The organism is Ochrobactrum sp. WV_118_8 (assembly GCF_039631535.1).
GTDB lineage: Bacteria > Pseudomonadota > Alphaproteobacteria > Rhizobiales > Rhizobiaceae > Brucella > Brucella anthropi.
Genome location: NZ_JBDIUZ010000002.1, coordinates 1,779,517 through 1,792,954, shown reverse-complemented (window position 1 = coordinate 1,792,954; position 13,438 = coordinate 1,779,517). Strand labels below are relative to the sequence as shown.

Genomic DNA, 13,438 nt, shown 5'->3' with positions numbered 1-13,438 from the left:
TTATCCCATACGGAATGCCGCCTGCTCGTCGCGGCGGCGCTGCACTTCACGGCGCTTGTTGACGACCGAAGCAATAATGACGCCGATGGTCACCAGCGCGATCAGGATTGTACAGACAGCGTTGATTTCCGGCGTCACACCAAGACGCACCTGGCTGTAAATCTTCATCGGCAGCGTGGTTGCGCCCGGACCAGAGGTAAAGCTTGCAATCACCAGATCGTCTAGCGACAGGGTGAATGCAAGCATCCAGCCTGAAACCACGGCAGGCAGGATGACCGGCAGAGTTACCTTCATGAAGGTCGTGACCGGCGGCGCACCCAGATCCATTGCCGCTTCTTCCAGCGAACGATCAAAGCTCACCAGACGCGACTGCACGACGACCGCCACGAAACACATCGAAAAGGTGATGTGTGCAAGCGTCACCGTCCAGAAGCCACGGTCGAAATTCATCGCCACGAACAGCAGCAGCAATGAAAGACCGGTGATGACATCCGGCATGACCAGCGGTGCGTAAACCATGCCCGAAAACAGGATGCGTCCACGAAAGCGCGTATAGCGCGTCAGCGCGAGTGCTGCGAGCGTGCCCAGAACAGTTGCAATCGTTGCAGACAGAAGCCCGACACGGATCGTCACCCATGCCGCATCCATCAGCGCCTGATTGCGAAACAGCTCGACATACCACTTGGTCGAAAACCCCGCCCAGACGGTAACGAGCCGGGATTCATTGAACGAGTAGATGACCAGCAGGACGATGGGCAGATAGAGGAAGGCAAAGCCCAGAGCCACCGATGCGATATTGAAACGGGACCAGTTGTTTTGCATCCTATTTCCCCTTTTCCTGTGCCCGCGCCTGAACATGCTGGAAAAAGACAATCGGGATAATCAAGATACCAAGCAGAACGACAGCGACGGCCGATGCCACAGCCCAATCGCGATTGGAAAAGAATTCGCTCCAGATTGTCTTGCCGATCATAAGCGTCTCAGACCCACCAACCATGTCCGGGATAACGAACTCGCCGATCGCCGGAATCATGACGAGGAAACACCCAGCCAGCACGCCGGATAGGGATAGAGGGAATGTCACCTTCCAAAATGCAGCGAATGGTGTGCAGCCAAGATCCTGCGCTGCCTCGATCAACGAATAGTCAAGTTTTTCAAGCGAGGCATAAATCGGCAGCACCATGAATGGCAGGTAGCAATAAACGATCACAATATACACCGCAGTGTCTGTATTCAGAATTGTGAGTGGCGTATCGATGACATTGAGCCACATCAGGAACTGGTTAAGCAGCCCTTCCGGCTTGAGGATACCAATCCACGCATAGACACGGATGAGGAAGGACGTCCAGAACGGCAGAATGACCAGCATCAACAGCGTCGAGCGGATTGTTGTCGGCGCGCGCGCGATGCCATAAGCTAAAGGATAACCGACTAACAGTGCCAAAAGCGTCGATAACGCCGCTATGCGTACACTGGATAGATACGCCTTTATATAAAGCGGATCATCCATCAACCACACATAGTTATCAAAACTAAGCTGCTTTATCTTTTCCCAGTTTGTCGCAAAGCCATCAATCAAATCGAAAGTTGGCATGTAGGGAGGAATCGACATCGCGACTTCCGACAGGGAAATCTTGAAGACGATGAAAAACGGGACAAGAAAGAATACCAACAGCCAGAGATAAGGCACTGCGATGACGAGGCGACTGGATATGGAAGCAATCAGCTTTTGCATGGGCTTGCCTCCTCAAACTGTCAGTACCAGACCGGCATCGGTATCGAAGGAAACCCAGACGCGCTCGTCATAGGTCAGCGGATTTTCGGTTCTGCGCGCGGCATTGAGGCTTGCAGCCTTGATCGTGCGCCCATTTTCGAGCCGCACGTGGAACACCGTCATGTCGCCGAAATAAGCAATATCCCAAAGCTCGCCTTCCACCGCATTGACCGACGCATCGTCCGGCTTTTCGCGTGTGATCCGCGTCTTTTCAGGACGCACCGCATACCAGACCTTCTGGCCCGGATTGAGTTCTTCGCGAGTCTCGGTCTGAATGTGGAAACCGAATTTTTCGGTAGCGATCTCGGCCTCGCCATTGGCGGCTTTCACCACTTCGCCTTCGATGATGTTCACATTGCCGATGAAGTCGGCCACGAATTTGGAGCGCGGCGCCTCATAGACTTCCGCCGGCGTCGCCACCTGCTTGATACGGCCCTTGTCCATCACCGCGATGCGGTCGGACATGGTCATTGCTTCTTCCTGATCGTGGGTGACGACCATGAAGGTCATGCCAAGCTTGACCTGCAAATCCATCAGTTCGAACTGGGTTTCCTCGCGCAGCTTCTTGTCGAGCGCGCCCAGCGGCTCATCCAGCAGCAACACCTTGGGGCGCTTGGCGACAGAGCGGGCGAGCGCCACGCGCTGACGCTGGCCGCCAGACAACTGATGCGGCTTGCGCTTGCCATATTGCTCCAGCTTCACGAGCTTGAGCATTTCAGCGACGCGCGCATCGATTTCCGACTTCGCCATGCCGTCCTGCTTGAGGCCGAAAGCGATATTATTCTCGACCGTCATATGCGGAAACAGCGCATAGGACTGAAACATCATGTTGACCGGGCGCTTATAGGGCGGGATGCCGCGCATATCCTGGCCGTCGAGCGTGATGCGGCCCGATGTCGGCTCCTCAAAGCCTGCCAGCATGCGCATCAGCGTGGTCTTGCCACAGCCCGAAGCGCCAAGCAGCGCGAAGAACTCGCGGTTGAAAACATTGAGCGAGAGATCATCGACGGCGGTAAAATCGCCGAATATTTTCGTCACATTCTCAAAAGAAATGAAGGGCTTGGCCGCCGGATCGTTCCAGGGCGCAAATTTGCGGCGAAAACTGCCAAAAGATTCCATTCCGTTCCCCTATCCGATCTACCCGGAACCAAAAGCCTGTCTATAAAGCGGGACCGCTCTCGATAATTTGCTGTATTACAAGACGCAGAGCGGCCCTCCGTCTGCACAGTGGGCCGCTCTTCACGATGTCGGGCGGGACATATCGGTCCCATAGTATTTCGGCTCTTACTGGCCGGTGACGATCTTGGTCCAGGCGCGGGTGACCACGCGCTGGGTCTTGGTGTCATAAGGCGTGGGCACGAACAGCTTCTTCATGACGTCTTCGGTCGGATAGATTTCCGGATCGTCAAGAATTTCCTTGTCGATGAACTCCTGCGACGCCTTGTTGCCATTGGCATAGAACACGTAGTTCGAAGCCTTGGCAGCCACTTCCGGACGCATCATGTAGTTCATGAATTCAAGCGCTTCCGGCACATGCTTGGCGTCTGCCGGGATCGCCATCTGGTCGAACCAGATCAGCGCGCCTTCCTTCGGGATCGAATAGCCGATCTCGACGCCCTGCTTTGCCTTTTCAGCGCGATCACGTGCCTGGAAGATATCGCCCGAATAGCCGATGGCCATGCAGATATCGCCATTGGCCAGCGCATTGATATATTCAGACGAGTGGAACTTGCGGATATTCGGGCGGATCTTCAGATAAAGGTCCTGAGCCTTCTGCAGATCGTCCGGCGACGGCGAATTCGGGTCGAGACCCAGATAATTCAAAGCCGGGCGCAGCATTTCGCTGGCAGAATCAAGAAGATAGATGCCGCAACCTTTAAGCTTCGCAGACTTTTCCGGGTCGAAAAGCACGTCCCAGGAGTCGATTGTGTCGGTGCCGAGCGCTTCCTTGATCTTGGCCTTGTTGTAGCCAATGCCGGTCGTGCCCCACATGTAGTTGACGGAATATTCGTTGCCCGGATCGTAGGTTGCCGCGCGGTTGGAGATTTCATCCCACATGTTCTTGAGGTTCGGCAGCTTGTCCTTGTCGAGTTTCAGGAACACGCCTGCCGGAATCTGACGGCCAAGGAATTCGCCCGATGGCACCACGAGATCGTAGCCGCTGCCACCGGCCAGAAGCTTGGTCTCCAGAATTTCGTTGGAGTCGTAAACGTCGTAGACGACCTTGATCCCGGTTTCCTTGGTGAAATCCTTGAGAATGGAGTCGTCGATATAATCCGACCAGTTATAGATATTGACCACCCGCTCCTGCGCGCTCGCGGAAAATGTGGCAGCCGCTACAAAGCCCGTCACGACGGTCGTTGCCAGAAGGAAGGATTTGATCCCCATCATTTGCTCCAATCTGCACGATAAATTCCGGTGCAGGTTCAAGGTGGATATACTGTTTCTTTATTGCACTTTTTTAGATTGCACAGCATTCGTCAACAGGGTCGTGACAGGACGAACATAAAAATTGCATCGCAGGCCCCATCCGCCCCCATCCGTGGGGCAATGAGATTTCGGTTATGCCTGACAAACACCAGCTTACTATTGGAAGTCGAAGGCAGATAACCCCGCCACCATCTCATCCAGCCCGAGCGGACGTGTCAGCGGTGGCTCGGCACGAGTGATGCAGCCCTGCCTTTCGCACAGACGACAGGCCGGACCGATCTCCGTATTGCCAGCCTTTGAAAGTGACGCGCCATAGACCGTGTCGCTCCCCGCTTCCAGCGCACAACCAAGCAACAGCGCTGTCCGGCGCGGGCGCTCACTGAATGCGCCCTGCGGCCCTTCCAGCGTGCGGGCAATTGTCAGGAAAGCCGAGCCGTCCGGCAGTTCCGCCGGTTCCACCAGCACCTGCCCTGCCTGAGCGAAAGCCGCATAGACCGGCAGCTTGGGGCATTGACCGCCGAAGCGGGTCGGAAAACCTTCCGCCCCTGCAACGCGCAGTCGATTGCCTGCATGATCGATTTCCATCACGAAGAAGGGCAGCGCACTTGCCCCCTGTCGCTGCAAGGTGGTCAGCCGGTTTGCCGCCTGCTGGAATGAAACCCCGAAACGCGTGCGTAACACATCGACATCATAACGGGCCCGCACAGCTGCATCACGAAACTGGCGATAGGGCATCATCAAAGCCTGCGCCGCATAGCGCGCCAGTTCGAACCGCGCGATGCGCCTCGCTTCGCCCGACGACAGTTTCAAGTTCTCCGTCTCTGCGCCGATCACCACCTGCATCCGGATCAGCGCCGCCTCCATGGCAATTTCCTGCAGCTGATCGAAGGGCGACAGACGCTCCGAGATGAAAAGCCGCTGCGAATGCCGGTCATAACGCCTGCGCCAGTTCGGCATGGTGGCGACCGGCAACATGCGAACCGTGATGCCATGCTCGCGGCGCAGCCAGTCCTTCAAGGCGCTGGGTAAATCCCCGTCCGGCTTAAGGAGGGTGTAAAAGCTCTCCGCCTCTTCCTCGATACGCGGATAATGGTTGGCCCGCCGCGCCATCACATCGCGCACTTCATCGAGCGGCAGGCGCGTCGCGGAAAGCTCAGCCCCGCTTCCCTCATGCGACAGCAATTGCGACAAATCGGACAAGCGTTGCTGCTGCTCGCGATAGGCACGGTAAAGTTTCATAATGCCGACGGCAGCATTGGGCGCGGCCTCGCCGATTTCGACCAATTCCTGATCGCCCGGCAGTTCACCGGTCAGAAGTGGATCGGAAAACACTTCCTTCAGCCCCGTGATCGTGGAGCCGCTTTCGGCCTGAAGACTGTCGAGGTCGAGCTTGTAAACACTGGCGAGCTTCAACAGGAGCTGCACCGTCAAGGGCCGCTGGTTGCGCTCGATCAGGTTGAGATAGGACGGCGAAATGCCAAGCGCCTCGGCCATCGCCGTCTGGGTCAAGCCTCGCTCGTTGCGGATGCGCCTGATGCGTGGGCCGGCAAATATCTTGCGTTCGCTCACCTGATCCTCCCGACCCATAACGGCAGTTTTACAATTCATGACAAAATAGCTGTAAAATTCAACTTTGACAAGATTTACAAATTTACAGTGCCATCCAGTCAAAACTCCGACAGCATTACCTCAATTATAAGCTCTTTTTATTGGTTTTTCTGGCGCACTAACAATCTCGATTGTAAATCTGGTCACAGAAAGAGCGCATACAAATTGCTCTTCCAGAACCAGTCCAAAGTGTGAGGAGACACCGAAATGACAGATTTTTACAGCCTTATTCCTTCGGCACCAAAGGGTCGCTTCGACGGCATCCAGCGTGCGCATACGGCCGAAGATGTAAAAAGGCTGCGTGGTTCGGTGGAGATCAAGTATTCGCTGGCCGAGATGGGCGCCAACCGCCTCTGGAAGCTGATCCATGAGGAAGATTTCGTCAATGCGCTGGGCGCGCTTTCCGGCAATCAGGCAATGCAGATGGTTCGCGCCGGACTGAAGGCAATCTACCTCTCCGGCTGGCAGGTTGCAGCGGATGCGAACACGGCTTCGGCCATGTATCCGGACCAGTCACTCTATCCGGCGAATGCCGCCCCGGAACTGGCCAAGCGCATCAACAAGACGTTGCAGCGTGCCGACCAGATCGAAACCGCCGAAGGCAAGGGACTTTCGGTCGATACCTGGTTTGCCCCCATCGTTGCCGACGCTGAAGCAGGCTTCGGTGGTCCGCTGAACGCTTTCGAGATCATGAAAGCCTTCATCGAGGCGGGTGCAGCAGGCGTTCACTACGAGGACCAGCTTGCCTCGGAAAAGAAGTGCGGCCATCTCGGCGGCAAGGTTCTGATCCCGACGGCAGCGCACATCCGCAACCTTAACGCGGCGCGCCTGGCTGCTGACGTGATGGGAACGGCAACGCTGGTTATCGCCCGCACGGATGCGGAAGCCGCCAAGCTTCTGACCTCGGACATTGACGAGCGCGACCAGCCCTTCGTCGATTACGATGCGGGCCGCACGGCTGAAGGCTTCTATCAGGTGAAGAACGGCATTGAGCCATGTATCGCCCGTGCGATTGCCTATGCGCCTTATTGCGATCTGATCTGGATGGAAACATCCAAGCCGGATCTTGAACAGGCCCGCCGCTTCGCGGAAGCCGTACACAAGGCACATCCGGGCAAGAAGCTCGCCTATAACTGCTCGCCGTCGTTCAACTGGAAGAAGAACCTCGACGATGCCACGATTGCCAAGTTCCAGCGTGAGCTGGGCGCGATGGGCTACAAGTTCCAGTTCATCACGCTGGCCGGTTTCCACCAGCTCAACTTCGGCATGTTCGAACTGGCACGCGGCTACAAGGACCGGCAGATGGCAGCCTATTCCGAATTGCAACAGGCGGAATTTGCAGCCGAAGCCAACGGCTACACCGCGACCAAGCATCAGCGTGAAGTCGGCACCGGTTATTTCGATGCCGTGTCACTCGCAATCACCGGCGGCCAGTCTTCGACCACCGCCATGAAGGAATCGACTGAAACAGCACAGTTCAGACCGGCTGCTGAGTAACAGCCCGGCGACAAACAGGAGGAATAGTTCCATGAATTCGCCAGCACGCGTCAAGGAAAGAGCAGAAGAACAATCTTCAAGCATGACCACGGATCAGCAGACCGTTATCCGTATGCTCGCCAACGATCTGCATCGCCTCAACTACACCGTCATGAAGGCGGTCGAGGCAGGCGTTTCCGTGGAATTGGTCCGCTCGGCCCGGCATCATGGTGGCGACGGCAACTGGGGTGACCTACTGATCCCAGTCATTGTCACCCACGACAAATGATGACGGTCCTCGCTCTCATGCTCGCTGCCATGCTCACACACTTCTCTTTTGGCAGCGACACAATGTCCAAACTGGCAGTTGCCCGTAAAATTCGATGAAACAGGGTTGATCTGCCACTCGCTTTATGGTCGGATTTCCTCAACTGACCTCCCCGGCTGGCCCTGCCAGTCGGGGCTTTTTTTACATAAGAAGATAATCGACTGGTTGAGGAAGGTCGGGCAGGTTTTCCTCACCCAATGCTTCCCGCAGATTGATTTCGATTGTATCGGCGATGGCCCCGATGGGCAGATCGTTGGGCAATGTTCCGAACGGCTCCTCCAGCTCGTCGCCCAGCGCATCCAGCCCAAAGAAAGTATAGGCCACCAGTGTCGTCGCAAATGGCGTTCCCCAACCAAGCATATCGGCAAAGCCGAACGGTATGAAGAAACAGAACAGATAGGCCGTGCGATGCAGAAGCAGCGTATAGCCGAAAGGAACCGGCGTGAACCGCAACCGCTCGCAGGCCGCCTGAACCTCTGCCAATGCGGACACTGAACTGTCAAGCGTCTGGAAATCGACCGGATGCAGAGTGTCTTTCACACGCATATCCGCCAGAGCAGCACCAAGCCGACGCAAGATGAAATCAGGCTTGTTGCGGCTTTCCGCCAACGCTTTCCGCTCTTCCGCAGACAACCATTTGTCGTATTTGTTTGAGCCACCGGTTTCCTCTGGCCGAAGATGGCTGACCATGGCCTGCGAAAACGCAATCGCATAACGGAGCAGCTTTTCCCGTCCGCCTTCCAGTCCCGGCACATTCTCCAGCAACAGCGTCTGACGCCCCAGACCGCGCGTCGTATAGACGAGCTTGCCCCAGATTTTGCGAGCCTCCCACCAGCGGTCATAACAGGCGTTGTTGCGGAAGCCGAGAAAGATCGAAAGCGCAATGCCGAGCAGCGCCAAAGCCGTCCCGTTGTTGACGGCTGGCACCCAGCCGGGAAACGCGCGATGCGCCCACACAACCAGCACCGACAGAAGGAAAACCGCAAAAATCTGCGGCAGGATACGCAGGATGATGGAGCCCTTGAGTATGAAGAAGAGCTTCCACAAAGGGGGGCGCGGGCGAACGATCATTTCAAGTGGGTCCGACGAAGATGAGCAAATGCAGCCTATACGCCTTCTTGCAACACACGACCAGAAGCACCCTGTATTTTCTTACCGTATAAGATAATACAAAATTATATTATTCTAAATAACAGTATTACTTCTCATAAAATTGTTCTGACAAATATTATTTTATCAATTTTCATGGGTGAGAAATGTCAATCCAATCCTTGATAGACAATATTGCCTCAAACGCCAATATAGACCCTGGAACCGCCGAGCAAACAGTTGGTATATTGCTCTCCATCATCCAACACGAGGCTCCGATTGTCGCGCCGCAAATATTCAACCTGATTCCCGGAGCGCCCGCACTGGCACGCGCCAATGATGTGCTCAACCCTGAAAATTATCATGCAGATGGGATCCTCGGAACAGTTTCGAATGTGGCCGGAAATTTTGCGGGCGAGAGAATAGGCGCTCTGGTCTGCGGTCTGGCGGCATTGAAATCCACCGGCATGAGCATGGATCAGGCCAATCAGGCATTCCTGACAGTCATCCGTCATATAAGGCAAAAAGATCGCGAGCTTGTGCGAAAGCTCTTTGCTTTCGTCCCGGCACTGAAAAGCCACTTCAATATTCCGCAAACTGAATCTTGACCGAAAATTCACCGAACTCCAACAAAGCCGCGCCTCATGCATTGACGCCGGTGCACCATTGGTGGTCCCTGCACCCCGATCCGGCGCACAAGCCTGCGGGTCACTTGTGAATGGTTGGTCGTGGAAGCCATAGGGTTTGCTCGCCGACTGCGGTTTGAACCGCCCCTTGCGGGGGCAAGGAATTTGGAATTTTCATGTCTGTTCAGTCTCTCATTGATAGTATCGCCACCAAGATCAACATCGATCCGCAGCTTGCAGAAAAGCTGGCTGGCTCGGTGTTTTCCGTTCTGCAGCACAGCGCACCGGAAATCGGCAACAAGATCTTCGCACTTCTGCCGGATGCCCAGCAGCTCGCCAGCGCCCACGATGTACTTGCAACAGGCACGGGCGGCATTATGGGTGCGCTGTCGGGACTGATGGATAATGTGGCTGGCGAAAAGATGAGTGCGCTTCTCAAAGCCGCTGCCACGCTTCGTTCCAGCGGCCTCTCCAGCGACCAGATCACCGAAGCAGGCGGGCAGGTGATCAATTATGTGCGCGACCATGACCCGCAGCTGGTCGACCAGCTGGTGGCAAACGTGCCTGCACTCAAGGGTCATTTCGGCCTCTGACGCATCAAATTTCTTTTGTGTGCGCTTTCTGCGATGGCGCACACAAAAGCTTGCCGGACCCATTTGTCATTGAGGCCGGTCGCAGCTATCATGCCACTATCGAAATCATTTTCTGGTGATTGATGTCTGCTGATACGACGGAAAAGAAGGTTACGCGCGCCCCGCGTCGCCGTACACCTGCCTATGTCAAATCTCTTCGCGGTGTGAAGAACTGGAAGCAGGCGACCGAATGGCTTGCCTGGCGTGACATCGAAGACATCGAATGCATCACCCCTGATCAGGCCGGGGTTGCCCGCGGCAAGATGATGCCGTCGAAGAAGTTCACCTCCAATACCTCGCTGGCATTGCCTTCGGCCGTCTTCATGACGACGATTTCCGGCGACTATCCGGAAGACGGCTACGGCTTTCATTACCCGGAGGATGACGGCGACCTCAAGCTGGTGCCGGACCTCTCGACCCTTTCGGCTGTGCCGTGGGAATCCGATCCAACGGCACAAGTTATCTGCGATCTCGTCTATCAGGACGGACGCGGGGTGGAATTCACTCCGCGCAACGTGCTGCGCAATGTCGTTGCCGCCTACAGCAAGCGCGGCCTGAAACCGGTCGTTGCCCCAGAAATCGAGTTCTATCTGGTCCGCAAGAACCCCGACCCCGACTATCCGCTGACGCCACCTGTCGGTCGCTCGGGTCGTGCCATTGGCGGCGGTCAGGGCTATTCGATTGCAGGCGTGAACGAGTTCGACGAACTGATCGACGACATCTATCATTTCTCCGAAGGCCAGGGGCTGGAGATCGACACGCTGATCCACGAAGAAGGCGCTGGCCAGCTTGAGATCAACCTGCGCCATGGCGACCCGGTAGAGCTCGCCGACCAGGTTTTCATGTTCAAGCGCACCATCCGCGAGGCGGCGCTCAAGCACGACATGTATGCCACCTTCATGGCCAAACCCATTCAGGGCCAGCCCGGATCGGCAATGCATATCCACCAGTCCATCGTGGACAAGAAGACCGGACGCAACATTTTCACCAATGAGGATGGCAGCGAAAGCGAGGCTTTCCGCCATTTTATCGGCGGCATGCAGCGTCATGTGCCGAATGCACTTGTCATGTTCGCGCCCTATGTGAATTCCTATCGCCGCCTGACGCCAGATGCTTCCGCACCCGTCAACGTCAAATGGGGCTACGACAACCGTACCACCGCTTTCCGCGTCCCACGCTCCGACCCCAATGGGCGCCGCGTGGAAAACCGCATCCCCTCCTCCGATGCCAACCCCTATCTCGCGCTGGCGGCTTCGCTTGCCTGCGGCCTGATCGGCCTCGTGAACAAGATTGAAGCTGAACAGCCTGCGACCACCAGCGTCAACACCAAGGAAATCGAACTGCCCCGCGGCCTGATCGACGCGGTGGAACTGTTTGAGGAAGACACGGAGCTGCGCAATCTGTTCGGCAGTTCCTTCGTCACGACCTATGCCGCCATCAAGCGTGCCGAGTTCGAAACCTTCATGGAAGTCATCAGCCCGTGGGAACGCGAGTTCCTGCTGCTCAACGTCTGACCGGTTCCACATGCCCTACCAAAGCCCAATCTCGCCCGGCATTTCCTGGTACGAAGCGAGTGTCCCTGATCGGCCGCAATATCCTGAAATGGATGGCTCGCGGCAGGCCGATGTCGTTGTCATTGGTGGCGGATATACAGGGCTTTCGGCTGCCTACCATCTGGCGAGACAGGGCGTGGACGTCACACTCATCGACGGAGCGCGGTTCGGCGATGGGGCGTCGGGACGCAATGGTGGCCAGTTCGGCACCGGCCAGCGCACATGGGCCGAAGATCTTGAAGCGGAATATGGCTTTGAGCGCGCCAAGGCTCTGTTCGACGTGGCGGAAGAAGCCAAGGCCTATCTCCTTGCCTTTGCCGACGAACACAGGATCGACATGGAATATGTGCCCGGCCAGATTTCGGTCGTGCATAAGCCGCGCTATCTGAAGTCGTATGAACGCCATGTCGAGCTGATGGCGAGTCGCTTCAACTATCAGCACCTGCGTCTGCTCGACCGCGCTGAAACAGCGAGTCTGCTCGGTTCAGAGCGCTATTTTGGCGGCGTTTATGATGCAGGCACCGGCCATATTCATCCGCTGAAACTGCTTGTCGGAACTGCAAAGGCCGCCCATGCGGCGGGCGCAAAGCTGTTTGAAGACACCAGAGCCACCAAAATCAGCACCGCAAGCGGGCGGGTCGAAGTCGAAACCAATCGCGGAACCATTGTCGCGAAAAACGCCTTCATTGCCGTTAATGCCTATGGCGGATTGCTTGAGCCGGTCAGCGCATCGCATGTCATGCCGATCCGCTCATTCATCGGCGCAACAGTGCCGCTCGGCGACGACAGCCCCATTATTCCGGGCGGTGAATCCATCGACGATTCCCGCTTCGTGGTGCGTTATTTCCGTCGTTCAAAGGACGGAAGGCTGCTGTTCGGCGGGCGCGAAGCCTACACTGCCGACAATCCGCGCGATATCAGCACCCACATCCGCCGCCAGATAGCCGAGATTTATCCGGCGCTGGACAAGGTCGAAATCACCCATGCATGGGGCGGTTCGGTCGGCATTACCATGCCGCGCCAGCCCTTCGTGCGGGAGGTGATGCCCGGTGTCATTTCCACAGGTGGCTATTCCGGTCATGGCGTCATGCTGGCAAACTATATGGGCAAGCTCTATGCCGAAACCGTTGCTGGCAATCGCGACCGGTTGAAACTGTTCGAAGAACTGCGGATTCCCGCCTTCCCCGGCGGCCGTACTTTCCGCTCACCGCTGCTGTTCCTCGCCCTGTCGTGGTATGCACTGATGGACAGGATTTAGAGCGTATCCCGAAAAGTGTGAAACGGTTTTCGGAACAAGATGCGCGTATCGATCTGATTGAATAAGATCGATACGCGCTCTAAGCCGTTACTTCGGCTTGTTCGCTGCGCGCTCCAGCTTAGTCAACACACCGATCAGATTGGGGGCAAGCTCGCGTATCTCGGCAAGGTGCGCGGCGCTGAGCCGCTCAAGAACCTGCTCGGCCTTGTCGGTCAGCGCCAATGTGTGGCGGCGGCGGTCCGAAGGATCGACCATCCGCATCACCAGATCGGCATCCGCCAGCCTGCCGACCAACTCCGTTGCAGTATGCGGAGCAATGACAAGCCATTCCGCAAGGTTGCCAACCGTCAACGGTGCATCAGCGGCATGGGCCTTGATCGCAAGCAGCGCCTGATGCTGTTGCGCCGGAAGCCCTTCCGCTTCCGCAGCCGTTGCACTGAAACTCATGAACCGGCGCAAACGATAGCGAAGTTCCGCAAGCGCCTGATAGTCGGCTTGTGTCAAAGCATCCGGATTTTGTTTCACAACAGGCTTCTTCCCTGACCTCAATATAAACACGCCCGTTCGGCTTTTCCGAAGGCGCTTTGCAGCAATCCCTTCCCCAATAGCAAGCCCCTTGCCCAAACACAAAGATGGCAATTGATTTATATCGTATTACGATATA

At 56.4% G+C, this 13,438-nt stretch carries 13 protein-coding genes; 6 read left to right on the top strand and 7 right to left on the bottom strand.

The annotated features are described in order from the left end of the window. The 5 genes from ABDF71_RS22585 to ABDF71_RS22565 form a co-directional block, all read right to left on the bottom strand. Window positions 1-822, bottom strand: coding sequence for an ABC transporter permease (locus tag ABDF71_RS22585; protein ID WP_010659111.1), 822 nt, complete (start codon window positions 820-822; stop codon window positions 1-3). Between the two features lies 1 nt (window position 823). Beyond that, window positions 824-1,735, bottom strand: a complete 912-nt coding sequence (locus tag ABDF71_RS22580) for an ABC transporter permease subunit (protein ID WP_151663230.1) — start codon at window positions 1,733-1,735, stop codon at window positions 824-826. Between the two features lie 12 nt (window positions 1,736-1,747). Further along, window positions 1,748-2,893 (bottom strand): ABC transporter ATP-binding protein, encoded by a 1,146-nt coding sequence (locus ABDF71_RS22575; protein ID WP_151663231.1) that lies wholly within the window; start codon window positions 2,891-2,893, stop codon window positions 1,748-1,750. Between the two features lie 165 nt (window positions 2,894-3,058). Further along, window positions 3,059-4,162 carry a polyamine ABC transporter substrate-binding protein gene (locus ABDF71_RS22570; RefSeq protein WP_010659114.1) on the bottom strand — a complete coding sequence of 368 codons (1,104 nt, stop codon included), beginning with the start codon at window positions 4,160-4,162 and terminating at the stop codon, window positions 3,059-3,061. A 198-nt stretch (window positions 4,163-4,360) separates the two neighbouring features. Continuing rightward, the gene (locus ABDF71_RS22565) at window positions 4,361-5,773 is read right to left on the bottom strand and encodes a helix-turn-helix domain-containing protein (protein WP_151663232.1); all 1,413 of its coding nucleotides are present in this window, start codon (window positions 5,771-5,773) and stop codon (window positions 4,361-4,363) included. Window positions 5,774-6,019: 246 nt separating this feature from the next. On the opposite strand from ABDF71_RS22565, the gene aceA reads away from it, so the two are divergent. Further along, a complete protein-coding gene (gene aceA / locus ABDF71_RS22560) occupies window positions 6,020-7,309 on the top strand; it encodes an isocitrate lyase (protein ID WP_010659116.1) in 1,290 nt (429 codons plus the stop codon). 31 nt (window positions 7,310-7,340) lie between these two features. Continuing rightward, entirely contained in the window at window positions 7,341-7,577 is a 237-nt protein-coding gene (locus tag ABDF71_RS22555) for an SMc00767 family acetate metabolism repressor (RefSeq protein ID WP_010659117.1), read from the top strand. 180 nt (window positions 7,578-7,757) lie between these two features. Here the strand turns inward: ABDF71_RS22555 and ABDF71_RS22550 are convergent, their stop codons facing one another. Beyond that, window positions 7,758-8,687, bottom strand: a complete 930-nt coding sequence (locus ABDF71_RS22550) for a bestrophin family protein (RefSeq protein ID WP_151663233.1) — start codon at window positions 8,685-8,687, stop codon at window positions 7,758-7,760. Between the two features lie 185 nt (window positions 8,688-8,872). On the opposite strand from ABDF71_RS22550, the gene ABDF71_RS22545 reads away from it, so the two are divergent. The 4 genes from ABDF71_RS22545 to ABDF71_RS22530 all read left to right on the top strand — a co-directional run bounded on the left by ABDF71_RS22545 (window position 8,873) and on the right by ABDF71_RS22530 (window position 12,774). Beyond that, window positions 8,873-9,313, top strand: coding sequence for a hypothetical protein (locus tag ABDF71_RS22545; protein ID WP_029376001.1), 441 nt, complete (start codon window positions 8,873-8,875; stop codon window positions 9,311-9,313). 194 nt (window positions 9,314-9,507) lie between these two features. Then, window positions 9,508-9,924 carry a hypothetical protein gene (locus ABDF71_RS22540; protein WP_010659121.1) on the top strand — a complete coding sequence of 139 codons (417 nt, stop codon included), beginning with the start codon at window positions 9,508-9,510 and terminating at the stop codon, window positions 9,922-9,924. 122 nt (window positions 9,925-10,046) lie between these two features. Continuing rightward, entirely contained in the window at window positions 10,047-11,477 is a 1,431-nt protein-coding gene (locus ABDF71_RS22535; RefSeq protein WP_010659122.1) for a glutamine synthetase family protein, read from the top strand. A 10-nt stretch (window positions 11,478-11,487) separates the two neighbouring features. Then, complete coding sequence (locus ABDF71_RS22530) at window positions 11,488-12,774, top strand: NAD(P)/FAD-dependent oxidoreductase (protein ID WP_151663234.1); 1,287 nt, start codon at window positions 11,488-11,490, stop codon at window positions 12,772-12,774. A gap of 87 nt (window positions 12,775-12,861) precedes the next feature. On the opposite strand, the gene ABDF71_RS22525 is transcribed toward ABDF71_RS22530, so the two are convergent. After that, window positions 12,862-13,221 carry a MarR family winged helix-turn-helix transcriptional regulator gene (locus tag ABDF71_RS22525; protein ID WP_235824328.1) on the bottom strand — a complete coding sequence of 120 codons (360 nt, stop codon included), beginning with the start codon at window positions 13,219-13,221 and terminating at the stop codon, window positions 12,862-12,864. Window positions 13,222-13,438 lie beyond the last annotated feature (217 nt).